This window comes from Caballeronia sp. LjRoot29, assembly GCF_964252755.1.
Lineage (GTDB): Bacteria > Pseudomonadota > Gammaproteobacteria > Burkholderiales > Burkholderiaceae > Caballeronia.
In genome coordinates this window covers 262,755-288,999 of the sequence record NZ_CAXUPU020000003.1, presented here as the reverse complement: position 1 = coordinate 288,999, position 26,245 = coordinate 262,755, and the positions used below count along the sequence as shown (strand labels likewise).

Annotated in this window: 21 protein-coding genes; 3 read left to right on the top strand and 18 right to left on the bottom strand. The window is 60.6% G+C overall.

Annotated elements, in window-relative coordinates; translation table 11 throughout:
* The first annotated feature begins 53 nt into the window (after positions 1-53).
* Positions 54-839, top strand: coding sequence for an outer membrane protein assembly factor BamD (locus ACSQ83_RS05355; protein ID WP_414952093.1), 786 nt, complete (start codon positions 54-56; stop codon positions 837-839).
* A 320-nt stretch (positions 840-1,159) separates the two neighbouring features.
* The gene (locus ACSQ83_RS05350; RefSeq protein WP_436227430.1) at positions 1,160-1,567 is read left to right on the top strand and encodes a hypothetical protein; all 408 of its coding nucleotides are present in this window, start codon (positions 1,160-1,162) and stop codon (positions 1,565-1,567) included.
* Between the two features lie 192 nt (positions 1,568-1,759).
* On the opposite strand, the gene ACSQ83_RS05345 is transcribed toward ACSQ83_RS05350, so the two are convergent.
* From ACSQ83_RS05345 to ACSQ83_RS05335, 3 genes are all read right to left on the bottom strand, one after another.
* A complete protein-coding gene (locus ACSQ83_RS05345; protein WP_414952094.1) occupies positions 1,760-3,982 on the bottom strand; it encodes an ATP-dependent DNA helicase in 2,223 nt (740 codons plus the stop codon).
* A gap of 212 nt (positions 3,983-4,194) precedes the next feature.
* The gene (locus ACSQ83_RS05340) at positions 4,195-4,416 is read right to left on the bottom strand and encodes a DUF465 domain-containing protein (RefSeq protein WP_414952057.1); all 222 of its coding nucleotides are present in this window, start codon (positions 4,414-4,416) and stop codon (positions 4,195-4,197) included.
* A gap of 74 nt (positions 4,417-4,490) precedes the next feature.
* Positions 4,491-5,492, bottom strand: coding sequence for a colicin transporter (locus ACSQ83_RS05335; RefSeq protein WP_436227429.1), 1,002 nt, complete (start codon positions 5,490-5,492; stop codon positions 4,491-4,493).
* A gap of 216 nt (positions 5,493-5,708) precedes the next feature.
* On the opposite strand from ACSQ83_RS05335, the gene ACSQ83_RS05330 reads away from it, so the two are divergent.
* Positions 5,709-8,078, top strand: coding sequence for a Tex family protein (locus tag ACSQ83_RS05330; RefSeq protein WP_436227428.1), 2,370 nt, complete (start codon positions 5,709-5,711; stop codon positions 8,076-8,078).
* Between the two features lie 128 nt (positions 8,079-8,206).
* On the opposite strand, the gene ACSQ83_RS05325 is transcribed toward ACSQ83_RS05330, so the two are convergent.
* From ACSQ83_RS05325 to ACSQ83_RS05255, 15 genes are all read right to left on the bottom strand, one after another.
* Positions 8,207-10,099, bottom strand: coding sequence for a potassium transporter Kup (locus ACSQ83_RS05325; protein ID WP_436227427.1), 1,893 nt, complete (start codon positions 10,097-10,099; stop codon positions 8,207-8,209).
* Between the two features lie 271 nt (positions 10,100-10,370).
* A complete protein-coding gene (locus tag ACSQ83_RS05320; RefSeq protein WP_299706698.1) occupies positions 10,371-10,931 on the bottom strand; it encodes a phosphoribosyltransferase in 561 nt (186 codons plus the stop codon).
* A gap of 103 nt (positions 10,932-11,034) precedes the next feature.
* The gene (locus tag ACSQ83_RS05315; protein ID WP_414952061.1) at positions 11,035-12,381 is read right to left on the bottom strand and encodes an adenylosuccinate synthase; all 1,347 of its coding nucleotides are present in this window, start codon (positions 12,379-12,381) and stop codon (positions 11,035-11,037) included.
* 174 nt (positions 12,382-12,555) lie between these two features.
* Positions 12,556-13,707, bottom strand: a complete 1,152-nt coding sequence (locus ACSQ83_RS05310) for an ATP phosphoribosyltransferase regulatory subunit (RefSeq protein ID WP_414952062.1) — start codon at positions 13,705-13,707, stop codon at positions 12,556-12,558.
* 150 nt (positions 13,708-13,857) lie between these two features.
* Entirely contained in the window at positions 13,858-14,049 is a 192-nt protein-coding gene (locus tag ACSQ83_RS05305) for a DUF2065 domain-containing protein (protein WP_031356417.1), read from the bottom strand.
* A gap of 45 nt (positions 14,050-14,094) precedes the next feature.
* Positions 14,095-15,012, bottom strand: a complete 918-nt coding sequence (gene hflC / locus ACSQ83_RS05300) for a protease modulator HflC (protein WP_436227426.1) — start codon at positions 15,010-15,012, stop codon at positions 14,095-14,097.
* Positions 15,013-15,023: 11 nt separating this feature from the next.
* Positions 15,024-16,505, bottom strand: coding sequence for an FtsH protease activity modulator HflK (gene hflK, locus ACSQ83_RS05295; RefSeq protein ID WP_436227493.1), 1,482 nt, complete (start codon positions 16,503-16,505; stop codon positions 15,024-15,026).
* Positions 16,506-16,552: 47 nt separating this feature from the next.
* Positions 16,553-17,839 carry a GTPase HflX gene (hflX, locus tag ACSQ83_RS05290; protein ID WP_414952065.1) on the bottom strand — a complete coding sequence of 429 codons (1,287 nt, stop codon included), beginning with the start codon at positions 17,837-17,839 and terminating at the stop codon, positions 16,553-16,555.
* A 29-nt stretch (positions 17,840-17,868) separates the two neighbouring features.
* Positions 17,869-18,105 carry an RNA chaperone Hfq gene (gene hfq / locus ACSQ83_RS05285; RefSeq protein ID WP_031356421.1) on the bottom strand — a complete coding sequence of 79 codons (237 nt, stop codon included), beginning with the start codon at positions 18,103-18,105 and terminating at the stop codon, positions 17,869-17,871.
* Between the two features lie 151 nt (positions 18,106-18,256).
* Positions 18,257-19,594, bottom strand: coding sequence for a ribosome biogenesis GTPase Der (gene der / locus ACSQ83_RS05280; RefSeq protein ID WP_414952066.1), 1,338 nt, complete (start codon positions 19,592-19,594; stop codon positions 18,257-18,259).
* A 505-nt stretch (positions 19,595-20,099) separates the two neighbouring features.
* Positions 20,100-21,239, bottom strand: a complete 1,140-nt coding sequence (gene bamB, locus ACSQ83_RS05275) for an outer membrane protein assembly factor BamB (protein ID WP_414952067.1) — start codon at positions 21,237-21,239, stop codon at positions 20,100-20,102.
* A 161-nt stretch (positions 21,240-21,400) separates the two neighbouring features.
* Complete coding sequence (locus ACSQ83_RS05270) at positions 21,401-22,030, bottom strand: YfgM family protein (RefSeq protein WP_414952068.1); 630 nt, start codon at positions 22,028-22,030, stop codon at positions 21,401-21,403.
* A 101-nt stretch (positions 22,031-22,131) separates the two neighbouring features.
* A complete protein-coding gene (hisS, locus tag ACSQ83_RS05265) occupies positions 22,132-23,478 on the bottom strand; it encodes a histidine--tRNA ligase (protein ID WP_414952069.1) in 1,347 nt (448 codons plus the stop codon).
* 6 nt (positions 23,479-23,484) lie between these two features.
* The gene (ispG, locus tag ACSQ83_RS05260; protein ID WP_436227425.1) at positions 23,485-24,804 is read right to left on the bottom strand and encodes a flavodoxin-dependent (E)-4-hydroxy-3-methylbut-2-enyl-diphosphate synthase; all 1,320 of its coding nucleotides are present in this window, start codon (positions 24,802-24,804) and stop codon (positions 23,485-23,487) included.
* Positions 24,805-25,056: 252 nt separating this feature from the next.
* Positions 25,057-26,235: a helix-turn-helix domain-containing protein gene (locus ACSQ83_RS05255; protein ID WP_436227424.1), complete on the bottom strand. Its 1,179-nt coding sequence runs from the start codon at positions 26,233-26,235 to the stop codon at positions 25,057-25,059.
* Between the last annotated feature and the right edge of the window lie 10 nt (positions 26,236-26,245).

Below are 26,245 nucleotides of genomic sequence, written 5' to 3'. Positions count from 1 at the left end.
TGAACCCTGTCCGTCAACTGGTCCGGCTTTCGTCGAACTCGTCTGTCAAGGTCATGGCGCTGGCTGCGAGTGCCGCCATTGTCGCGGGCTGTCATGGTTTGCCCGAGAAAACCGACGAGACGGCAACGTGGAATAACGGCAAATTATACTCGGAGGCGCAAGATTCGCTGACCGGCGGCGACTTCGGCAAATGCGCGAAGTATTTCGAGAACCTTGAAGGTCGCGACCCGTTCGGTCATTTTGCGCAACAAGCGCAGATCAATGTGGCTTACTGCGACTGGAAAGACGGCGAGACCGCCTCCGCGGATTCAGCCATCGACCGCTTCATCAAGTTGCATCCGGATCACCCGGACATTGCCTACGCGTATTACCTGAAAGGCATGATCCACTTCAACGACGACCTCGGTCTGTTCGGCCGCTTTTCCGGCCAGGACATGAGTGAGCGGGACCCCGTGTCGCTGCGCGAATCGTACGACGCATTCAAGGTCGTGGTCGACAAATATCCGCAAAGCAAGTATGCGCCCGATGCCGCTCAACGCATGCGCTACATTGTGAACGCGCTGGCTTCGCATGAAGTTCACGCTGCGGATTATTACTATCGGCGTGGCGCTTATGTGGCGGCAATCAACCGCGCGCAACTCGCGATCCGTGAATACCGGAATGCGCCTGCAACGGAAGACGCGTTGCATATCATGATGCTGTCTTACGGCAAGCTCGACCAGCCGCAACTGGAAGGCGACACGAAGCGCGTGCTGGCTGCTACGTTCCCGGACAGCCCATATGTCACCGGCAAGTCGCGCCCGGGTAAGGAAAACAAATCGTGGTGGCAAATCTGGTAAGCGGTTTGTCACGCTGAACGCTGCAAGAAACACGTTGCAAAAGCCGTATTGCAGTTCAGTCAAGTCTTGTAAGAAAGCCGCGCTCATTTCAGAGCGCGGCTTTTTTTTGCACGACCTTTTCACAGGCTTAACCGGATGCCCGGCTCCGTTATCCGATGCCAATGGCGTACGTGTCATTTCCGGTTACACAAAGACGGAAAAATCGCCGCGAAATTCATACACTTATGAATAGCAGGTTTGGTTCGAAACGGTCTGCGCTGTGCAAGGTCCGGTTGGGGAATCAAAATCCTGAAACGACGCGAATAATCGAGGTGATCATCATGAACGGGCGTAGAGCGTGCCAGCTATTGCTGGTGCTGGCGACTCTGGGTGCAAGCGGCGCCGCCACGGCTGGGGGCTACTATCACGGCGGCGGCGGGGGCTATTACCATGGCGGCGGGTACTATCACGGCGGCGGTTATTACCACGGCGGTTGTTGCAGCGGGTCAGTTGGCCTCTATTTTGGCCCGGGTTTTATCGGTGGCTACCCGTATCCATACCCGTATTACTCGGGGTACTACCCTGGCTATTACCCTTATGCACCTTATGCGGCCGTGCCAGTCGGCGACGCCGCTCTGCCAGCGGAGTACGTTGAACAGGGGCAGCAAGTGAATATGGCTGGCGGCAATGCGCCGCAAACGGGCTACTGGTATACTGCGCCAGGCCCGAGGGCTATTACCCGTACGTGAAGGCTTGCCCTGCGGGTTGGCAGAAGGTGTCGCCCCAACCACCCGGCGGTTGACTTGCATAGCGCGCTGCCGTTCGATCAACGCAGTTTGATTCGGCGTCACGTCCGCGAGGCAGTGCATTAGGCCAACAACGCGCCGAGGACTGGGCGCTCAGACAGGCGGCCGGTTCAGGGGTTCAAGGTCGCGCCGCGCTCAGTCGTCTTCTTGATCCGCGACCGTTTCCGGATCGGAGAAGAAAGCGCGCACCACTTCCAGTTCGCGCGTGCGCTTGAACGGCGGCAGGCTTTGCCAGATGCGCCGGCCGTAGGGTTTATCGACGAGACGGGTATCGCAGATCATCAGCACGCCACGATCCGTTTCCGCGCGAATCAACCGCCCAGCGCCCTGCTTCAGCGTAATCACCGCTTGCGGCAGCTGATGCACGGCGAACGGGCTCAAGCCCTTCTTGGTCAACGCATCCAGCCTTGCCGACAACACCGGGTCATCGGGCGGCGCAAACGGCAGTTTGTCGATAACCACCAGCGACAGCGCGTCGCCACGCACGTCCACCCCTTCCCAGAAGCTCTGGCTGCCCACCAGGATCGCGTTGCCGTAAGAGCGGAAGCGGTCGAGCAACTCGGTACGGCTGGCATCGCCCTGAACCAGCAGCGGGTAGTCCCAGCCGCGCTGCTCGATCGTGTCACGCAATCGCATCGCAATCCGGTCGACCGCGCGCAACGTCGTGCACAGGAAAAACACGCCGCCCTTCGATGCCTCGATCACCGGCAACGCGCCATCGAACACGGCGTCGGTGAAATTCGGCGACGACGGTTGCGGCAGGTTACGCGGCACATACAACAAGCCTTGCGTCGGGTAATCGAAGGGACTGGGCAGCGTCATTGAGCGACGCGCGTTCAGGCCCATTTGCGCGGCGTAATGCGTGAAATCCCCTCGCACCGACAACGTTGCCGATGTAAAGATCCACGCCCGCGGCACACCGGCCCGCTGCTTCGAGAAAATCGGCGCGACGGACAGCGGCGTCTCATGCAACTGCACCGTATGCGAGAACACTTCGATCCATCGCACCATTTCGTTTGGATCGGCTTTTGCCGCCGCTTCGGCTTCCTCGGCCACAGCCTTTTCGACCGAAGTTGGCGGCGCGGTCCAGCCGCCCAGCAAGCCCTGCAATTCGCGCGCACGGCGTAGCAACGCACCCAGCGACTCGGCCCGCTCAGCGTGCTCGCCCAAGGCCTTGGTGAGTGCGTCGAGATGCTCTTCGAGCGTATCGAGCGCGTCGAATAGCGGATGGTCGTCGGAAAGCTGACCGAGCGACATGCGCACTGAATCTTCTTTGAACGCCAACCTTACGTCGCGAGCTGCACGTTCCAGCGCTGCGCCGAGTTTCGTCCAGTCGGAGAAATCGCGGGCGTGACTCAAACCTTCCGCTACCGCATCGCGGGCCAGTTCGAGAAACTGCGTGGTGGAGACCGTCTCGCCGAAAAACAGCGTCGCGGTTTCGGGCAACTGATGCGCTTCGTCGAAGATGATGGTGTTGGCCGTGGGCAGCAACTCGGCCATGCCGGTGTCGCGCAGCATGACATCGGCGAAAAACAGGTGGTGATTCACCACCACGATATCCGCCTGCTGCGCCTCGCGCCGCGCCTGCATCACGAAACACTCTTTGTACTGCGGACATTCCTGGCCGAGACAGTTGTCGCGCGTGGACGTGACCATGGGCCAGACCGGCGAGTTCTCGGGCACGCTCGCGAGTTCGGCTTTGTCGCCAGTGCGCGTGATCTTGGCGAAACGGATGATTTCCTGCAGATGCGACGTGTCCTGGCGCGTAGGCAAACGGCCGTTGTCGGCCGTGCGCTGCAGGTAGTAGTGACACAGGTAATTCGCGCGCCCTTTGAGCATGGCGACCGAAACCGGCACGGCAAGCGCGTCCCGCACGGTAGGAATGTCGCGCTGGAACAGCTGGTCCTGCAAGTGCTTCGTGCCGGTCGAGACGATCACCTTGCCGCCCCACAGCATGGCCGGCACGAGATACGCGAACGTCTTGCCGGTACCCGTACCCGCTTCAACGATCAGCGTATTCTCTCCGCCGTCGATTCCCGTCGATGCCATCGCCACACCCAACTCGTCCGCGCCTTCTTCATGAACGACGGGCGCATCCGATGGCCCGAGCTTGCGCGCGGGCCGGCGTTGCGCGTCGAACATCGCGGGTTCGGGCATGGCGCGCCCGGACGCCTCCATGGCGGCGGCGACTGCGCGGGCCATGTCGACCTGTGAAGCACGCGAGCGATAACCATCGATTTGACGCGCCAACAGACCCTCGGCGGCGAAAATCGCGTCGAGTTCGGTGCGGCGCTTCGGTGCCAGCGTGAGCGAAAGCGTGGTGTCGACGACACCCGCCTTCGCGGCCGGCTTCAGCACGGATTCCGCGTTCTCTGTGAGGGCATTGTCGGGCGAATTCAAAGGAATGTTCCTGCTTGTGTTCCGGCTTACGACACGTGTCAGCAAGCCAGTTTCGCTACCCTTGCCGACGAGGCGCCAAGGGCGGCTGGCGTAAAAATTCTTCCGGCCCGCGCATGCGTCACGCGCATGTCATTTGCGCTTTATTTGCACTTCCCTTGCGCATCAAGGATTCAAGCGCGCGTGTCCGGTTCCAACTGCAACTGCAGCAGGATGATGGTGTCCTTGACCTTGAGTTTGCGCTTCTTCAGGCGCCTGATCTCGAAGTCGTTGATGCCGGGAACCTCAGCCATCTTGCCGATAAGACTATCCAGGCCGTGATGCTCCGCTTCCAGCTCCGCGATCCGTTCACGGATCGTCCCCGTGTCGACTGCTGCTGCAGGATACGCATGCATATTCGCCTCCCTGGTGGCGGCGCGCCGCATAAGGTCACTGACGGCATCGCCCGAGGTTACTGTCCGGCTCCGGCTTACTTCGGTTGTTGCTGTTGCTGTTGTTGCTGCTTGAGTTGTGCCTGGTGCGCCTGGTCTGCCGCGTCCTGCTGTGCACGCTGTTGCTGCTTGGCGGCCGCTTCCTTCTGCCGGGCTGCGACTTCCGTCTGATGCTCGGCAGCGTCGCGTTGCTTGGCTGCAAAGCGTTCCGCCTTGTCCTCGCGCTCTTTCGCGTCCTGCACGCCGCGCGCGGCGGCATCGGCCAGTTTCTTCTGGTAATCCGCCTGCTTGCGGTCGTAATCAGCCTGGTTCGCTGCGCGCTGAGGCGCTTCCGCATTTCGCTGCGCCGCCGACAACGCGTTCTGGCGCTGCTTCTCTTCGAACGATTCCTGGCTTGCTTTCTCGCTCGCCGCGCGTTGCGGCGCCTCGGACGCATACTGCGCGCGCTTGAGCGCCGTTTGCTGGTCACGCTGCTGCGCGTGCTGCAAGCGTTGTTCGTCGTCAAGCGCCAACTGTTCCGTGCGAATTTGCCTGGCTACTTCACGCTTGGCGTCGCGGGCTTTGTCCAGGCAGTGATTGACGAAGAAATCGCTGTAGCAATTGTGCTGCTTGACCCCGTAGGTATAGTTGTTCTCCGCGCTGCGAACGTCCAATGCCTTCTGACGCGCGCCGAAGCCGTTGGTGTCCGCAGTGGCTAGCGCTGCGCCGCCATCGCCGGCTTCGATCTGACCCGCCGGCACGCCCGATGCCGCTTGCGCAGCGCTGTCTTGCGCGCCGCTTTCAACGAGCGGCGTTTGCGTGACCGACGTACCCGGGTTGATGGGCTTCGGTGACTGCGCCATGGCGGCCGTCCCGGCACCCGCGCAGGCTAGCGCGATCAATGTTGCCGCGACACAACGGGCGAACGGCAAGACCTGCCGCACAATGGCAACACCGCCCGGTGCGGCCGGACCGGTCGAGGCGAACGAATCGACTGGAGCAGTCGGCAAAGCGGGCGAAAGGCGGGAAGTCGGCAACGTGATAGCCAGCGTGATAGACAAGGAGACGGTCAAGGAGACGAAGGTAGCAAGAAAGCGAAATAGCAGCTTCTACGATGCCGAAATTCTATCACCGAGCGCCGGAGCCCTCCGGCATTTATGGCAAAATGCCCCGCTTCACCAACCCGGCAAAAGTGTCCGCGCGGCTTACAGTGAAATGCGAGTGAAATGCGCGGTACGAAAAGCCCTTGATGAGCCAGCAGGCTGACGCAGACCCCCATGACGGAAACCGTAGCACTCAAGATTGTCCAGCGCATCGCCGCCGAGTTGAATGTGCAGCCGCGGCAGGTCGCCGCGACCGTGCAGCTTCTCGATGAAGGCTCCACCGTTCCGTTCATCGCCCGATATAGAAAGGAAGTCACGGGCAATCTCGACGACACGCAATTGCGCAATCTCGAGGAACGGCTCATCTATCTCCGCGAGCTCGAAGACCGGCGCGCGACGATTGTCCAGAGCATCGACGAGCAGGGCAAACTCACGCCCGAGCTGCGCGCAGCCATTGAAGGCGCCGACAGCAAGCAGGTGCTCGAAGACCTGTATCTCCCTTACAAACCGAAGCGCCGCACGCGTGCGCAGATCGCCCGTGAAGCCGGCCTGCAGCCGCTCGCGGACGCCCTCCTCGCCGACCCGACGCTCGATCCGCAAACAGAAGCCGCGCGTTATGTGGATGCCGAAAAAGGGGTCGCCGATATCAAGGCCGCGCTCGATGGCGCCCGCGACATCCTCTCGGAGCAGTTTGGCGAAACGGCGGAAATTCTCGGCAAGGTTCGCGATTACCTGTTCAAGCAAGGCAGCGTGATCTCGACCGTCGTGGAAGGGAAAGAAACCGAGGAAGGCGAGAAATTCCGCGACTACTACGACTATTCGGAAACCATCCGTACGGTCCCGTCGCACCGGGCGCTCGCGCTTTTTCGCGGACGCAATGCCGGCGTATTGATGGTCAAGCTGGGCCTGGGCGAAGAGCTCGACGCACAGGTGCCGCATCCCGGCGAAGCGATGATCGCGCGTCACGTGGGCATCGCGAATCAGGGCCGGCCAGCCGATAAATGGCTCTCGGACGTGTGCCGCTGGTGCTGGCGTGTGAAAGTGCAGCCGAATATCGAAAATGATTTGCTGACGAATTTGCGCGAAGAGGCTGAAGCCGAGGCCATTCGCGTATTTGCCCGCAACCTGAAGGACCTTTTGCTTGCCGCGCCGGCAGGTCCGAAAGCCGTGATCGGCCTCGATCCGGGCATGCGTACCGGCGTTAAAGTGGCCGTGGTCGATCGCACCGGCAAGCTGCTCGCCACCGACGTTATTTATCCGCACGAACCCCGTCGCGACTGGGACGGCTCGCTCGCCAAGCTCGCGCGGATCGCCGCGCAGACGCAGGCCGAGCTGATCAGTATCGGCAACGGTACGGCGTCTCGTGAAACCGACAAGCTCGCGAGCGAATTGATCGCGAGGCATCCGGAACTGAAGCTGCAGAAGATCGTGGTGTCGGAGGCAGGAGCATCGATTTATTCGGCGTCCGAACTGGCATCGAAGGAGTTTCCTGATCTCGATGTCACCCTGCGCGGTGCTGTATCCATTGCACGGCGACTGCAGGATCCGCTCGCGGAACTCGTCAAGATCGATCCGAAAGCGATTGGCGTCGGCCAGTATCAGCATGACGTCAATCAACGCGACCTCGCCCGCTCGCTCGATGCAGTGGTCGAAGACTGCGTGAACGCGGTCGGCGTGGACGCCAATACGGCATCGGTTGCGCTGCTTGCACGCGTGTCGGGATTGAACACCACGCTTGCGCGCAATATCGTCGATTTCCGCGATGCCAACGGCCCCTTTGCATCGCGTGATCAATTGAAGAAAGTGCCCCGTCTCGGCGATAAAACCTTCGAACAAGCCGCTGGATTCCTGCGCATCAACAACGGCTCGAATCCGCTGGACCGCTCGTCGGTGCACCCGGAAGCGTATCCGGTGGTTGAACGCATCCTGGCCAAGATCAAGAAGCACGCCGCCGATGTCATGGGCAAGCGCGAAGCGTTGTCGGGTTTGTCGCCGGCGGAATTCGTCGACGAGCGTTTCGGTTTGCCGACCGTGCGCGACATCCTCGCGGAACTTGAAAAGCCGGGTCGCGATCCGCGTCCGGAGTTCAAGACGGCCACGTTCCGTGACGGCGTCGAAAAGCTCTCCGATCTCACGCCGGGCATGATCCTGGAAGGCGTGGTCACGAACGTCGCGGCGTTTGGCGCGTTCGTCGATATCGGCGTGCATCAGGATGGCTTGGTGCACGTATCGGCGATGTCGACGAAGTTCATCAAGGACCCGCACGAAGTGGTGAAAGCCGGGCAAGTCGTGAAGGTGAAAGTGGTGGAGACCGACGTGAAGCGCCAGCGGATCGCGCTGACCATGCGTCTCGACGATGACTTCGCCGCCGAGGGCTCTCCGGCTCAACAACCGCAACGTGGCGCGCAAGACCGCCGTGGCGGCTCGGGTGGCGGAGGCAGCGCTCGCGATGTCCGGAGCAACAACAGCGGCAACGGTGGCGGCAGGCGCGAACCGGAAGCGGCAAGCGCGATGGCAGCGGCGTTTGCCAAGCTGAAAAAATAGATCGAGCCACACGGTTCGATAGAAATAAAAACGGCCCGTTCGCAATGAACGGGCCGTTTTTTTTAGCTACCTCGACGGGTCAAACCGGGCAGCGCATACGCCACCACGGTCCAACGCGGATACCACCATCAAATCTCGATCTTCGTCCCCAACTCGACCACCCGGTTCGCGGGAATACTGAAGAAGTCCGTCGGCTTCGCGGCGTTTTGGTGCATCCACGCGAACACCCGTTCGCGCCACACCGACATGCCCGGCAGCTGCGTCGGCACCACGGTTTCGCGCGCCATGAAGAACGACGTATCCATGAGCTCGAACGTCATGTCGTGGGTACGGCCGATCTCATCGAGCACTGCCTTGACATCGGGCGTTTCGTTAAAGCCGTACTGTGCTTTCACGAGGAAGAGACCGCCGCTTGCGTCCTTGACTTCCACACGCTTGTCGTCATCGACGTACGGCACGTCGCGCGTAACGAAATTCAGGAAGATGGTCCGTTCATGCAGGACCTTGTTGTGCTTCAGGTTGTGCAGCAGGCTGACAGGCACGAGCGAGTCGTTACCAGTCAGGTAGATTGCCGTCCCCGACACCCGATGCGGCGGATGCGCAAGCAATCCCTGCAGGAACGGCATCAACGGAATACCGTCGGCGGCAGTCCGGTCCTTGACGATCATGCGGCCCTTGAACCACGTCATCAGCAGGAAGAACAGCACGCCGCCAATACCCAGCGGCAACCATCCGCCCTGTTCGATCTTGAGCAGGCTGGCGCCGAAGAACCCGACATCGACGATAAAAAACACGCCGATGATTGCGCCCACCAGAAACTTGTTCCAGCCCCACAGCTTGGTCATCACGACAGACGCGAGAATGGTCGTGACCAGCATGGTTGCCGTGACGGCAAGCCCGTACGCGGCGGCGAGATTCTCCGAGCTTTTGAAGCCGATCACAATGCACAGGATGACGAACAACAGCATCCAGTTCACGACCGGGATATAGATCTGCCCGATCGCCAGATCCGATGTATGCAGGATCTTCATACGCGGCACGTAACCAAGCTGGATAGCTTGGCTCGTCAGCGAATACGCGCCTGAAATAACGGCCTGCGATGCGATCACCGTTGCTACCGTGGACAGGATCACCAGAGGCAACAAAGCCCATGCCGGCGCCAGGAGAAAGAACGGACTTTCGGCGGCTTCCGGCGAGTGCATCAGCAACGCACCCTGGCCGAAATAATTGAGCACGAGCGACGGCATGACGAGGCCATACCACGCGTAACGAATGGGCTTGGCGCCGAAGTGCCCCATATCGGCATACAGCGCTTCTGCGCCGGTCAGTACCAGCACGACCGACCCGAGCACGATATACGCCTGCACCACGTGGGCGGCCATGAACGAAAACGCGTAGTACGGATTCAACGCGATCAATACGCGCGGCACTTGCACGATGTGATAAACGCCAAGCACGGCCAGCGTCACGAACCACAGGCCCATGATCGGACCGAAGAGCTTGCCGACCACCGACGTACCGCGGCGCTGGATCCAGAAGAGCATCACAAGAATGACAATGGTGATGGGGATCACCCATTCAGAAAGCGCCGGTGAGACGATTTCCAGCCCTTCCACCGCCGAGATCACCGACATCGCCGGTGTTATCACAGCATCGCCGTAAAACATGCATGCGCCGAAAATGCCGAGCATCATCAGCACGCCGGTTGCACGTCCTGACCCTTTCAACGTGCGCAATGCGAGCGTCATCAGAGCGAGGACTCCGCCTTCGCCGTTGTTGTCGGCGCGCATCACGAAGAGCACGTACTTGATGGAGACCACGATCATGATCGCCCAGAACAGCAGCGAGATGACACCAAGGATGGAGGCTTCGCTCAGTTGAATACCGTGCGATTTGCTGAAGGCTTCTTTCAACGCGTACAGCGGGCTGGTGCCGATATCGCCGAACACCACGCCGATTGCGGCAAGTGCGAGGGCAGGTAGCGGCTGTTTGCGCTCGTGCGCGTGAGTCATTTTGTTCATAAACGCGGGAAGCCGTCCGAAGCGGAAAAAACGAACGCCATTCTAACGTTGCGTGCGGCGCCCGACCGGCCTGTTGTGATACCGCTACGACCGGAGCGAGACGGCAGTTTAGCATTGCGGCAAAGCCACGAAGGTGCATGCGCGGCGCTTTCCGCCTTTAGCCCGTTTTAACTGGCTGCGACTGGCTATAAGCAAAAAAACGCCGCTCGATCACACCAGATTGGCGAATCGAACGGCGTTTCGTTTCGGTTTCATTCTTTCAGGAATTGAATCAACCCCGCTCGTCCTGCACGCCGCGCTTGATCCACGCACCGAGGTTATGAGGCCGGACAGTGTCCCATTCTTCAAACGGTTGATGAATCCACGGATTTGTTTCAAGAAACTGCACGAAGTAATCGGGCTTCACCTTGGAGCAGCCTTTGTACCAAAGCACGGCGGAACGCACGGCCGTGACCGCCGGATACCGGTCCTTCAGGTGCTGTTGCACGCGCGAAAGCGTGACGCCGGAGTCAACGAGGTCATCTACAAGCAGCACGTTGCCGGACAGCTCGCCGCGCGTCATAGTGATGTATTGCCCGATATCGAGTGCGCCCTGCTCCGTGCCGGCCGCCTCGCGATACGAACTCGTCGCCAGGATGGCAAGCGGCAGGTCATAGATGCGCGAAAGCTGGTCGCCGACCCGCAGGCCGCCACGTGCAAGACACAGGATATTGTCGAACTTCCAGCCGGAGTCATGCACGGCGAGCGCGAGCAATTCGATCAGCCGGTGATATTCGTCCCAGCCGACCCACAGGTTCCGGTCGTCGTTGCGCGGATCTTTCATCGCGATCATGGTAAAACTCTTTTCGATATGTACAACACTGTACGTCTGTTGAATATGCAAAAGTGGCCGCTCATTCGCGGCCACTTTCGTCGATGCTACACGTCCGGGCTACTTAAACCTTGAACGGATGACGCAGCAGAATGGTTTCATCGCGATCCGGACCGGTCGACACCATGTCGATAGGCACGCCCGCCACTTCCTGGATACGCGAGAGATAGTCACGCGCGTTGGCCGGCAAACTGTCCCATTGCGTGATGCCAATGGTGCTTTCCTTCCAGCCGCCGAACGTCTCGTACACCGGCTCGCAACGCGCCACTTCCGAAGCACCGCGCGGCAGGATGTCCACGTCTTTGCCATCGAGCTTGTAGCCCACGCACAGCTTCACTTCTTCCAGGCCGTCGAGCACGTCGAGCTTCGTCATGCACAAACCCGAGATACCGTTGATCTGAATCGAGCGGCGCAGCGCGGCAGCGTCAAGCCAGCCGGTCCGGCGCGGACGGCCAGTGACCGAGCCGAATTCCTTGCCAACGGTCGCGAGCGTCAGGCCAACCTGCTCCTGGCGACTGGCGTTGTCGGCGTCATACAACTCGCTCGGGAACGGACCTGCGCCCACGCGCGTGCAATACGCTTTCGTGATGCCGAGAATGTAGTTGAGCTTTTGCGGACCCACGCCCGCACCCGCAGTCGCCGCGCCCGCCACGCAATTGCTCGACGTGACATACGGGTACGTGCCGTGATCGACGTCGAGCAACGTGCCTTGCGCACCTTCGAACAGCAGGTTGCGGCCAGCGTGGTTTTCGTCATAGAGACGGCGCGACACGTCGGTCACCATGGGCGCAAGGCGCTCGGCGTAGCCGAACATGGTGTCCAGCGTTTCCTGGTAATCCACCGCAGGAGCGCCCAGATACCCGGTCAGCACGAAATTGTGGAAATCGAGGGTTTCGCGCAGGCGCTCAGCGAAAACTTCGCGGTCGTACAGATCTTGCACGCGCAAGCCGCGACGGCCGACCTTGTCTTCATACGCCGGGCCAATGCCGCGCCCGGTCGTGCCGATCTTCGCTGCACCGCGCCGCGCTTCGCGAGCCTGGTCGATAGCGATGTGATACGGAAGGATCAGGTTGGCGGCTTCGGAGATGAACAGCCGCTTCTGGACGTCGACGCCTGCCGACTCCAGCTCGCCGATTTCCTTGAAGAGCGCTTCCGGCGACAACACAACACCATTGCCGATATAGCAGGCAGTGCCGGCGCGCATGATGCCCGAGGGAATCAGTCGAAGGATGGTTTTCTTGCCGCCGATAATCAGCGTGTGGCCGGCGTTATGACCGCCCTGGAAGCGCACGACGCCTTGGGCGTGGTCCGTCAACCAGTCGACGATCTTGCCCTTGCCTTCATCACCCCACTGGGTGCCGACCACGACGACGTTGCGCCCCGGGTTCACATTCACTGCGCTGGCAGACATGTCAATTTGATAGCTGGTTAAAAAAGCATTTTACCTATGTTCGCGGAAGGTTCCGAGTTTTTCCCGGTATTTGCGAACGCGTATTGATATTTCATCGATTGGATCTGGCAAGAATTTTGCCTGCGGTTTGCCGCCATGTGTCGATAAAAATCGGACCGGCAAACCGCAAAACCGCTAGGAACGGGCCTCTACGACCCACTTTCCATCACGTTCCACCAGCACGCGATCGAACGCGAATTCATCGAGATCATGGTTGTGACCAGGCAACGCCTGGATCACCACTTCGCCTGCGTCGCGCAATTGCGCAACTGCCTTGAGCAGCGGTTCGTCGTGCTTCCACGGAGCGAGGACCGCGCTGCCGCGGGCATCGACGGGGGAAATACGCGCGACTTCGCGCAGGTCGAGCGAGAAACCCGTTGCCGGGCGCGCGCGGCCGTAGGCCAAACCGACATCGTCGTAACGGCCGCCTCGCGCCACCGCATTCGGCACGCCGTCAACGTAAGCCGAGAACATCACGCCGCTGTGGTACGCGTAACCGCGCAGATCGGCGAGATCGATCATCAACTCGGCGCCGTTCGCTTGAGCCGCCAGGAACGCGAGGTCGTCTAGTGCCCGGCCGATCACCGGAAGATTCGGCAGCCGCGCCCGCGCTTCGTCGAGCACGGCAGCGTCGCCATACAGGGACGGCAACGCGCGCAATGCGTCCCGGGCTACATCGCCGAGCTTGGCCGTGAGCTCGTTCAGACGCGGCACATCCTTCGCGCCGAGCGCGTCGAACAGCGCTTCACCGAGCGCCGCCGCCGACGGTTCCAACTCAAGCAGCGCCGACAAGACACCGGCGTGGCAGAGGTCGAGGCGCACTTTATCGAGGCCGCTCAGACGCAGCGAATCCAGCATCAATTGCTGGATCTCGAGATCCGCTTCCAGTCCTGCATGGCCGTAGATTTCCGCGCCGATCTGAATCTGCTCGCGCGTAGCGTGCAGACCGCGCGGGCGCGTGTGCAGCACGTTGCCTGCATAGCAAAGACGCGTTACACCTTGCCGATTCAGCAAATGCGCGTCGATACGCGATACCTGCGGCGTAATGTCAGCACGCAGGCCGAGCGTGCGGCCGGACAATTGATCGACGAGTTTGAAGGTGCGCAGATTCAGGTCGCTGCCGCCGCTGGTGAGCAGCGACTCGAGATACTCGAGCATGGGCGGCATGACAAGTTCGTAGCCGTACGAACGAAAACGGTCGAGCATCCGACGGCGCAATTCTTCAATCTTGCGAGCCTCGGACGGCAAGACGTCGGCGATATTCTCGGGAAGTAACCAGGTGGACATCGATGCGTTTCCTACGGAGCGTTTGAGCGCGGCGGGATTCTCGCCGCAGATGAGCGCAAGCTTTGAGTCTATGGGTGACTGGAGACTACACGTCGACCCGCTTTGAATTTTTGGGTTGCCAGGGTCAAGCCGCTGGGTCAAGTCGTTGGGTCAAGTCGCAATAATCAGCAGGATAACGCCAAGCACCATGGCGATCAGTCCGCCGATACGAATCTGGTGCGGCGGCCGTTGTGCGATCCGGCGGAACGTATCGCGCCAGGAGTTAGGGAAGACGAACGGAAACATCCCCTCAATAATCAGCATCAACGCGATCGCGAGCAGTAACGATGCAGCCATATCCATTCGATTAAAGGCGCCGCGGCTTTTCGCCGCGACGCTTGGACGATCTCAGCGCTTGCGCGCGAGCGTCGGTGGGGTGGCATCGCTGCCGCTCGGCGCAGCACCACCATTCGGGCTGCGCATGAAGCGGAAGAAATCGCTGCTCGGATCGACAACCATGACGTCGCCGGCATTGAAGGTCTTTTTATACGCTTCGAGGCTTTGATAGAACTGGTAGAACTGCGGATCGACGCCGTATGCATCGGCGGCAATAGACGCAGCCTTGCCGTCACCCTCACCCTTGATCGTCTGCGCTTCCTTGTAAGCATCGGCAAGAATGGATTCCTGCTGACGCTCCGCGGCCGCTTTCAGTGCATCGGCGTCTGCCGTCCCCTTCGCGCGTTCCTCGGCTGCCGCTTGCTGGCGCGCCGCGATCATGCGTTTGTAGACTGAATCGGCCACCGCCGGCGGAAAGTCGATGCGCGTCAGTTGCAAGTCCACCAGCTCCACGCCGAACGCCGCTGCAGGCTGCTCGATCGCTTTCTGCGCTTCGGTCGCAATCACCTGCTGCTCACCCAGCACATCCGTCAGCGGACGTTTGGTGAACGACGACGTCAACGCCGTGCGCGTCAGCGCGGCCAGCCGGTCCTGCGCCGTCTGCGTGTTCTTCTCGTTGCTTTCAAACAGCTTGAGCGGATCGGCCACGCGATACTTGATGACCGTATTCACGATCACTTCGTTCTTGTCCGATGTGTTGAAGCGATCCGAGCCTGCTTCGTCGAGCGTGAGCGTGCGGGTGTCGATCAGCGTCAGCGTCTGGAACGGCGGCGGCAACTTGAAATGGAGGCCGGGCGTGACGAGCGTGGGCGTACCGCCGCCATGTGCTGTGACCACACCCGCGTGGCGTTCATCGACCACGAACATCATGGAGGAACCGATGAACAATACGATTACCACGGCTACGACAAGCGCAATGATTCGATTCATGATCGCGCTCCTCATTGCGTGTCGTCTTCGCGCGAACGCGAACGGAACGCATCGCGCGAGCGCAATGGGTCACCCGATGACTGCGCGGCGGCGCCCGAAGCAGCAGCAGACGCTGCGGCGCTTGCAGGAGCGGCGGACTGGGCAGTCACGGCCGAAGCCGCCGATGCGCTTTCGGCACGCGCATCCTGCGTGATGGAGCCTCCGATCACGCCGGCAGGCGCGGCGCCGACCGGTTGACTGGCGCCCGAAGGCACCGTCCCTGCGGCGACACCCGACGCGCCCGATGGCACCGTTCCAGCAGCCGCTGCGTTCGCGTTCTGACGGTTTGCATCGACGAGTTTGTCGAGCGGCAGATACACCACGTTGTTCGAGCTCTTGCTGTCGACGAACACCTTCGTCGCACGCGAATAAATCTGCTGCATTGTGTCCAGATACATGCGTTGACGAATCACTGCCGGCGCCTTCGAATATTCTGCATAGACTTGCTTAAAGCGCTCGGCATTGCCTTGCGCCTGCGAAACGACCCGGTTGCTATAGCCCTTCGCGTCGTCGACCATGCGCGCCGCGTCGGTCTTCGCGCGCGGCAACAGTTGATCGGCATAGGCTTTCGCGGTGTCGACCGCGCGCTCGTTGTCCTGGCGCACCTTCGCGGCGTCTTCAAACGCCGGCTGAACTTGGGCCGGCACCTGCACGCTTTCGATGGTCACGCCCGTCACCTGCAAGCCCGTCTTGTACAAATCGAGCGATGCCTGGATGGTGTCGAGAAGCTTCGCGCGCAATGCTTCGCGATCCTTGAAAAGCAGGTCGTCGGTGCTGTGCGTGCCCGCGATCTCGCGAATGGCCGCCTGCGCCGATTCCGTCACGTTTTGATCAGGATCGACATTGCGGAACAGATAGTCGGTAGCCGACTTGATCTGATACTGCACGGCAAACCGCACCTCGACGATATCCGCGTCGTGCGTCAGCAGCGATGCGTCGCGCACGTTGGCCTGGGTCACGGTGTTGTTGCGACCGACTTCGACCGAACGAATTTGCGACGTATTGACGATCTCGTGCGACTCGAACGGATACGGTAGACGCCAATGGATACCCGCATCCGCCGACTCCTCATACTTCCCGAAGCGCGACACGACACCCACATTGCCATCCTGTACGACGAATACGCCGCTACCCAGATAGATCGCAATCAAGACGCCGACAACTATGCCCAAGCCGATCTTGGCGCCGCGGCCGTTGTCAGCACGCGGACCGCCGCCGGCCGGCTTCTTGCCGAACAAGCCCGCGAGTTTCTTGTTGAAGTCACGCCACATTTCGTCGAGATCCGGCGGCCCTTCGCCGTCCTTGTCCTTCGATGGGCGCTTTTGTTCCTGCGGACGCTTCTGCTCCTGGCTTTTGCCATCGCCATTGCCGTCGCCCCGTCCCCAGCGCGGGTCGTTGATCGAAAAGACGGCATGCGAAAGCTGCCGGTTACTCCGCTCGTTGTAGTCGTTCACTCGGTGATTCACCATTAGACAGCCGGGTCAATGCAAATCGGAACAGATCAGTGCCCGTGCTCGGGGACCTTGCGGTCATCACTTTCACTTTCGTCGGCTGACCGGTGATCTTCCGGTAGCGCGGTTCCGTCGTCGGATGTGCTATCCATGGACTCCGGCACGATTGTGCCGTCCGGAAGTTCCGTGTACTCGTTGTTATCTTTGGGTTCGGAAGCCGCAAATTCGGCGATCGCCGTGCGCAGTGCGTCGAGTCCCTGACCCGTTCGCGCGCTTAAAAAGACGCGCAAAATATTACCATACTCATCCCTTTCAACCGGATCGTTACGGGCCGCGAGCTCAGGCACTGCATCGATCTTGTTGAAGACGAGGATTTGCGGAATGCCGTCGGCGCCAATGCTGCTCAGCACCTTGTTGACTTCCTCGATCTGGTCGAGCCGCACCATGCTCGATGCATCCACTACATGCAGCAGCAAGTCCGCCTGAACCGTCTCTTCAAGCGTTGCGCGAAATGCCGCGACCAGTTGGTGAGGCAGGTCGCGAATGAACCCGACCGTATCCGACACCACGGCCTGACCCGCTTCCTCGCCGAGATAAACCCGGCGCGAGGTGGTGTCGAGCGTGGCGAACAACTGGTCCGCCGCGTAGGCCTGCGCTTTCGTCAACGCGTTGAAGAGCGTCGACTTGCCCGCGTTCGTATAACCGACAAGCGATACCGATGTAGTCCGGTTGCGCCCGCGCTGGCGTCGCTGCGTGCCATGTTGACGCTGCAGCTTCTTCAGCTTCGCCTTCAGCGCCTTGATCCGCTCGCCGATCAAACGGCGGTCGGTTTCAAGCTGCGTTTCACCCGGGCCGCGCAAGCCGATACCGCCCTTTTGCCGCTCAAGGTGAGTCCACGCACGGATCAACCGGGTGGACAAGTAGGTGAGCTGGGCGAGTTCGACCTGCAGCTTGCCTTCATGACTGCGGGCACGCTGCGCGAAAATATCGAGGATAAGACTGGTGCGGTCGATCACGCGCCTGTCCAGCGCCGTTTCCAGATTGCGCTGCTGCGCGGGCGCGAGGGCGTGATTAAAAATGACGAGTTCCACGTCGTTGGCTTCGCACGCGAGGCGCAGCTCTTCGACTTTGCCGCTGCCGACAAACATCTTGGCATCGGGGCTGGAACGGCGACCGGTCAGGGTGACGGCGGGATGAGCACCCGCACTTTGTGCGAGCAGACTGAGTTCTTCGAGACTGGCATCGAAATCGATTTTTCCGAAGTCGACACCGACAAGCGCTGCGTTGATCAAATTAATATTTTCATTTTGAAGCGACCGGTGAATTAGCACGTTCATTCATGCCATCACACCGGACGCTGCGAGGTTTAGGGCGTTTCTGCATCCGGGTGGAAATTCACTGGACGCGCCGGCACGACCGTGGAAATGGCGTGCTTATAGACCATTTGGGTAACCGTATTCCGGAGCAACACGACGTACTGGTCGAACGATTCAATATTGCCTTGCAGCTTGATGCCGTTGACCAGGTAGATCGATACAGGCACATGCTCTTTTCGCAGTGCGTTCAAAAACGGGTCTTGTAACAATTGCCCTTTGTTGCTCATAGCAAACTCCGTATTATTTTTGCAGGTTGACGTGATTGCGACGAAGAAAAAGAGATCCGCCGTCAATCGCTACACTATAGCCGATTTTCATTTTCGCACCAGCGCGCCACGGCCGCCTGAAACCCGGCGAAACGCTTGGTGCACGCGGGATTCAGCCTTTGTCCGCGTAAGGGTTCGCGCTTGAACGGAACTCTATGCGCAATGGAGTCCCTACCAGCCCAAAAGTTTCTCTGAAGCGCCCTTCGAGGTAACGTTTATAGGTGTCGGTGATCGCGTCGAGGGCATTTCCGTGCACGACGATGATCGGCGGATTTTGTCCACCCTGGTGCGCATAACGCAGCTTCGGACGAATCGGTCCGCGGCGGCGCGGCTGCTGAAATTCAACCGCGTCGATCAGCGCGCGCGTAAGCTTCGGCGTGGGCAACTTGGCCATGGCGGCGGCGTAGGCGTCATCCACTGACTTCATCAACTGGCTGATGCCCGTCTTTTCCAGCGCCGACACGTAATGAAATTTAGCAAAGTCCAAAAACTTGAGCTTGCGCGTCAGGTCGGCCTTGGTGCGCTCGCGCACATGCGAATCCAATCCGTCCCATTTATTCACCCCTACCACCAGCGCACGTCCTTGCTCGACCACGAAGCCCGCAATATGCGCATCCTGGTCGGAGATGTCCTGTTGCGCATCCAGCAGCAGAATCACTACGTTAGCGTCGGAAATGGACTGTAACGTCTTCACCACCGAAAACTTTTCCACCGCTTCGAACACCTTGCCGCGACGACGCAACCCAGCCGTATCGATCAGGGTGTATTTGCGGCCGCTTCGCTCGAAATCAATATAGATGGAGTCGCGCGTGGTGCCGGGCATGTCGAACGCGATCACCCGCTCCTCGCCGACCAACGCATTGATCAGTGTCGACTTGCCGACGTTCGGGCGTCCCACGATCGCGATTTTCACGCCGCGCGCCGCCTTTTCCTCGGGGTCTTCTTCCGGCTGGCCGGCATAGGCTATTTCGAGCGCGTCACCGATCATTTCCGTGACGCCGTCGCCATGCGCCGCAGAGATTGCGCGCGGGTCCCCGAGGCCCAGTTCGTAGAAGTCTGCGGCAACGGCGCTGTACTTCATGCCTTCGGCCTTGTTGACCACGAGGAACAGCGGCCGCCCGCTCTTGCGCAGGTAGTCCGCAATCGCCTTGTCTTGCGGCGCGAGTCCGTTGCGACCGTCGGTGATGAAGACGACCACGTCGGCCTCTTCCACTGCCTGGCGTGTCTGGCGCGCCATTTGGTGCAGGATGCCGTCTTTCGCGACAGGCTCGAAACCGCCGGTGTCGACGACCAGATAAGGCCGGTCGCCAACCCGCCCTTCGCCGTAGTGGCGATCCCGGGTAAGGCCGGGCAAGTCGGCGACGAGTGCATCGCGCGAACGGGTCAGGCGGTTGAAAAGCGTCGATTTCCCCACATTGGGGCGCCCCACGAGGGCAATTACGGGTTTCATCAGATGGTGTTCACAGTTGAACGCAAGGCGGATGATTCCGGCCCGGCGCGCGCCGGATAAAAGTCCGGAAACGGCGAGCCGCGAGTGTGCGTGGCCCGGCGGTGTGTCGAAAATTAGCACGGTTCCAGCGGAGCGACCGCGGCGTGCAGCGATGTTCCACGTTCATGGCGTTTGAAGCGCATGTGGAACGCGCTGAGCGCTCCGCCAAACGACATGATCGATCGAGCAACGTCACCCGAAGGTGTGGACCGGCTTGTACAAAACTGCTGCCGGAATCCCGATGCCTGGTGATGCCTGTTGTTACTTGTACCGTTACCTGTACTGCCTGTGTGCTACCTGTGTGCTGCTTGTGCGCTTATTTGCCACACGATAATTTCGTCGCGCGGGCTTTAATGAATCGATTCTATTCGCACGGCGCGGACTCAAAAACAAAAAAGTCCGGAAAACGCGAACGGCCGGCAAAGCCGGCACGTTCGGCAAAACGCTATCGCATCAAACCATTCAATCAACGCGGACGGAAACCGTACAGCCCGCCATCGTGCGTCAGGATAACCAAAGTATCGCCCGCCAGCACCGGCGCAGCGGTGATTGCGCTGCCGTCAGTCTTGGCCCGGCCGACGAATTCGCCATTAGCCGTTGAAAGGAAATGCACGTAACCCTGGTAGTCGCCAATCACGACCGCGCGGCCCAGGATGAACGGCACGCTGACCATGCGATTCTTCAGCTTGTCGTTCTTCCAGAGCGGCGCGCCGTCGATCCCGCTAAACGCGTTGACGATCGACCAGTCGTCGCCGGCTGCAACAATTTCATTATCCTGCGCCAGGCCGCTGTCGCTCGAAAATGCCTTTTCCCATTGCGGACGGCCGGAATTCGCATCGAAACAGCCAATGCGACCCTGGAAGGTCACCGCGCACGTCTCCGATCCCACTAGCGTTGGCGCGCCGGTTACGTCGTTGATACGCTCGACTTCAGTGACTCCCTTCGGGAATGACACCGGTGTCTGCCAGTAGGTATCGCCAGTCTGCAGATTGATTGCTGCGAAGGTACCGCCCGGGAAGCCCGCCAGGACCGCCTGGGAAGCCGCGAACGTCATGCCGGCAGCCACACGCAGGTTGAGCGGCACGGCGCGCGCCTGGAAGATCCACTTTTGTTCGCCGGTCTGCGCGTTGAACGCGATGACCTTGCCATCGATTGTCCGAACGACAACCACGTCATTGCCGACCAGCGGCGGCGAGATGATTTCGCCCGGCGCAGTTGCTGTCCAGAGTTGCTTGCCGTCCGGTCCGAGCACGTACACGCTGCCTTTCAGGCCACCGACCGCAGTCAGGTTACCGTCGCTGCCCACGCCCGCCGACAGATCGTCCTTAAGCTTGATGCGCCATACGTCCTGACCAGTCTTTGCATCGATCTTCGCTACCGTGCCGTTGGCGCCCGCCGCGTAGACGAAGTCACCGACCGCCACCGGCGAGAACAGGTAACGACCGGCCTTGCCGACGCTCGCCTTCCAGGCCTGCTCCACGGTTAGAACCGGCTTGATGTCGACAAGCGGAGTCGGTACGCGGCGCTCGTCCTTGGTGGCGCAGGCGGTGAGCATAACCGTCATCGCGCAAGCGAGCGGGAGAGCGTAGCGTTTCAGAAAGGTCATCGGTGGACGCAACATGAATAAGTGAAATCGGTTGATCGGTGTGCGGCGTGGTGCTCGGCCAAGTTAGATGCACCATTGCAAACCGGTGACTTTAACCTAGTGAGCAGCGCGCCCGCATAAGGACGTGGTCGGCTGACAGACTTCGAGGCCCGCCGTCGGCGCTAGCCCCCGAGTGCGTCCAGCTTGAACTGGACCAGTTGACGGGCGGACGAATCGGATTTCGGCAGCGTGTCGAGTGCGACCTTGTAGGCCGCGCGCGCGTCATCGCGCTTACCTTCGGCCACCAGCAGGTCGCCGCGACGGTCCGACACCACGCCCTTGAACGCGTCGAGCGGCGCGTCGGCGAGTACCTTCAGCCCAGCGTCATATGCCTTTTCGTCGAGCAGCAACAAAGACAGCCGCAATTTCGCGATCTGTTTGTATTCAGCGTCTTTCGCGTGATCGGCGGCCCATTGCAGTTGGGTTTTAGCCCCTGCACTGTCCCCTGCGGTGTACAGCGATTTGGCGGCGGCCAGCGCCGTCATCTGCGCATAAGCGGTGCCGCCGAACTTGTCTTCCATGTCCGTCGCCGAGCGCGTGACCATTGCCTTGTCACTCGATGCCACCGCTTGCTGCACCTGGTCGTAGAGCACGGCGGCTTCCGCAGCCTGCCGGCGCTGCCAGAAATTCCAGCCGTTCCAGCCGGCCGCGACGACGAGCACCGCAAGAACAATCCAGGTCGTGGAATTGCCCCATTTCGCCCACCAGGCTTTCAGGTTTTCAAGTGACTCTTGTTCTTCGTGATAGCTCATGCCCTGCGTATTCCTTGACTGCTTTTGTGTTCACGCGCAACGCTGCACGCCATTGTTTCGGCCCGCCGCACGGCTTTGACCGCGCGGCGCCGCCCGATAAATTAGTCGGCGCCGTCGTCGGCGGTTGCCACCATCGCATTGATTAGAAATTCGGTCAAGTCTTCCACTGGCACCGTGGCTTGCTCGTTCTTTTGACCCGTCGACTCGACCGATGCGCTACGCAGCGGCTTCACGCCAACCATCCCCTGCGCCAGTTCATTCTCGCCCAGCACCACGGCAAATGCCGCGCCGCTGGCATCGGCCTTTTTCATCTGCGATTTGAAGCTCGCCGGCGTGCCGTCCGGGCTGCAATGCAGAATCACGTCCAGGCCGGTATCGCGCAGCCGCTCGGCGATGATAAACGCCTGCTCCGCCGCCGCTTCGCCTTGGTGCACCACGTAGATGTCGGTTCCTTCCGGCGCCGGCACGAGATCTTCTTCTTTCAGCAATTCAAGAATGCGCTCGACACCCATCGCCCAGCCGCACGCCGCCGTTGCCTTGCCGCCAAGCTGCTCGATCAGCGGATCGTAGCGGCCGCCGCCCGCCACCGTGCCTTGCGCGCCGAGCTTGTCGGTCACCCATTCGAACACGGTGAGGTTGTAGTAATCGAGGCCACGAACTAGACGCGGATTGATCTTGAACGGAATGTTGTTCGCCCTCAGCAAACGCTGAACACCGTCGAAGTGCGCGAGCGATTCGGCCCCAAGGAAATCGACGAGCTTCGGCGCGTTCTGCGCAATCTCCTGCATGGCGGGATTCTTGGTATCCAGCACGCGCAGCGGATTGGTATAGAGACGGCGCTTCGATTCTTCGTCGAGTGCATCGACGTGCTGCTCGAGATAGGCGATCAATTCCTTGCGATGCGCCGCGCGCTCTTCCGGCTGGCCGAGCGAGTTCAATTCGAGCCGAATTCCGGAAAGTCCAAGATCGTCCCACAAGCGCTGGCACATCATGATGATTTCAGCGTCGGTGTCCGGTCCTGCAAAGCCGAGCGCTTCCACGCCGACCTGATAAAACTGGCGATACCGCCCGCGCTGCGGACGTTCGTGACGGAACATGGGACCGATGTACCACAGCCGCTTGGGGCCGTCGTAAAGCAGATTGTGTTCAATCGATGCACGCACCACAGCCGCCGTATTTTCCGGGCGCAGCGTGAGTTGCTCGCCGTTGAGGGCGTCGGTGAAACTGTACATTTCCTTCTCGACAATATCCGTCACTTCGCCAATGCCACGCGTGAACAACTGCGTGGGCTCGAGAATCGGCGTGCGGATCTGCTGATAGCCGTATGCGCGCAGCATCGACCTGACGGTGCTTTCGAAGAATTCCCACAACGCGGCATCCTGCGGGAGGATGTCGTTCATGCCCTTCACGCCGCTTAGCTTCTCAAGCTTTTTCTTCTGTTCAGTCATCTGTCTTTAAAGTGTTTCTGCCTGCGCGGTTTCGCGCTTGCCGTAAATCCGCGTCACGTACTCGCTGACGATTTGCTGGAAATCCTGGGCGATATGCTCGCCGCGCAGCGTCTTGACCTTCACGCCATCGATAAACACCGGCGCTGCCGGGTTCTCGCCCGACCCCGGCAAACTGATGCCGATATTCGCCTGCTTCGACTCGCCCGGCCCGTTCACGATGCAACCCATCACCGCGACATGCATTTTTTCGACGCCGGGGAATTCGTCGCGCCAAACGGGCATTGCGTTACGCAGGTACGTTTGAATCTGCGACGCCAGTTCCTGGAACAACGTGCTTGTCGTGCGTCCGCAACCCGGGCACGCAATCACCATCGGCGTAAACGAACGCAGGCCCATGGTCTGCAAAATTTCCTGGCCGACGATCACTTCGCCGGTCCGTGCGCCGCCCGGTTCCGGCGTAAGCGAGATGCGGATGGTGTCGCCGATTCCTTCCTGCAGCAGCACCGACAACGCCGCCGTCGACGCCACAATGCCCTTCGATCCCATTCCCGCTTCGGTCAAACCAAGGTGCAGCGCGAAGCTGCAGCGCTTCGCCAATTCGCGATACACCGCGATCAGGTCCTGCACGCCGCTTACCTTGCACGACAGGATAATCTTGTCGCGTCCGAGGCCGAGTTCGACCGCGCGTTCCGCCGACCCGATCGCCGATTGAATCAGCGCTTCATACATCACGCTTTGCGCTTCCCAAGGCGTGGGACGGGCCGCGTTCTCATCCATCATCCGCGCGAGCAGATCCTGGTCGAGGCTGCCCCAGTTCACGCCGATCCGGACCGGCTTGTCATAGCGCGCAGCCGCTTCGATCATCTGGGCGAACTGGGTGTCGCGTTTGGCTCCCGCGCCAACGTTGCCCGGATTGATCCGGTATTTCGACAACGCTTCGGCGCACGCAGGATAGTCACGCAACAGCGTATGACCGTTGTAATGAAAGTCCCCGACGAGCGGCACCGTCACGCCCATCCGGTCAAGCTGCTCGCGTACTGCCGGCACTGCTGCTGCTGCTTCGGGCGTATTCACCGTGATCCGCACCAGTTCCGAGCCGGCTTGCGCCAGTTCCTTGATCTGGATCGCCGTGCCGATGGCGTCGGCGGTATCGGTGTTCGTCATCGACTGGATGCGCACGGGCGCATCGCCGCCGATTGTGACGAGCTGGCCGCCCCAACGGACGTCGACAGCGTGCGACGCCCGCCGTTTCCACGATCCGCCGAAGACTGGCTCCGTCGAACAGATCTTGCTTTCAATAAGGGGTTGTTGAGCTTCGGATTGCATCTAGAGACCCTTTGCGCCGCCGGCTATCACACGGTGACGCGTATCTGGACATGAATGAGACTCGAGGACATAAAAACGGCGCCGCCACCTTTGCGACGCCTTGATGAAATCTTCGCACAACTCCGTGTCAAGGCTGAGAACCGACCTCAAAGCCCCTCGCGCCATGTGGCGTAATTTCTTCAAGCCCACGTTATATAACGGCGCGGGCTCAACCACACACGAGTGCACACACGAGTGGACGCGCGGACGAAATCAGGGCAGCGAAAAACGGGCGACGTTGCCCTTCGCGGGGCCAAATTTGGCCGGGTCGACGGGTTGTCCGTCGAACGTCAGCGAATCGAGGCCTGCCCGATTTCCAACCGTGACCTTAAACGGCGCGTCACCTGCGACTTTCTGCACGTTGCCAGCCTTGACCAGGCCCGAGAACACTTCCTTGCCGTCCTTCTGGCGCACGCTGAACCAGCTGTCGCTCGCCACCTTCAATTCGATCTCGTTGCCACCGGTGCCGACTGAAGCAGTTGCCGACGCCGAAGTTGCTGCAACCGCCGACGACGCGGATTTCGGCGCATTCGCCAACGGAGCGCTTGCGCTCTGTGCACGCGCTGCGGCGCCCTGGACAGCCGTAATCGTGGATGAAGACGCCGCAAGCGCGTTCGTACCCAGCGGGCTCGGCATAGGCTGAGCCCCTGCCTGCGTTCCAGCCTGAACTCCGGCTCCATTCGCCGGGGCTTCACTAGCGGCGTCAGCAGAGGCGACTGCCCCCGTGTTGGCCGTTGCATCGTCAGTCGCTGCCACCGACGAACCTGCACTGGTGTCGCTGTTCGTGGCCTGAGTTGCGCGATTGGCGCTGGCCTTCAGCCGGGCAAACCATGCGGCAGAATCCCCACCCGTGTGCCACATGGCGAGCGCAATCACCGCAACGATCACCGCCGCTACGCCCCACAACCAGGACCGGCGCCGCGGCGAACTGCCCAGCGGCACTGACACGCGGCCGCGCGGCAAACCCGCACCTGACGATGCCGGCAACGATAAATTTTGCTCGACCGGACCATTCGCGTGACGCAGCGCGGCCGTGAAGGGAGCCGGGTCGGCGCCCATGATTTTCGCGTAACTGCGCACAATGCCAGTCGCGAAGTTCCGGTCGGGGAAAAGGCTGAGATCGCCGCTTTCGAGCGCACGTAGTTTCTGCGGCGACACCTTCAACCGCGCGGATACATCGTCCAGAGACCAGTTCTTCGCTTCGCGAAGCTGCGTAAGCCGCGCGCCAACCGCGGCGACAGAATCAAGACTCGCTGCCTGCTGAATGCCGCCCGCGGTACTGGCGACGCTCGCGGCGTTTTCGGGCTGGTTTCCGGGCAAAACGCCGGACTGACTGCCTGATTGGCCAGCTTTATGAGCGCCGAAAGGCGTCGGGTGCTGCGGCTCACTCATCCCAATTTCC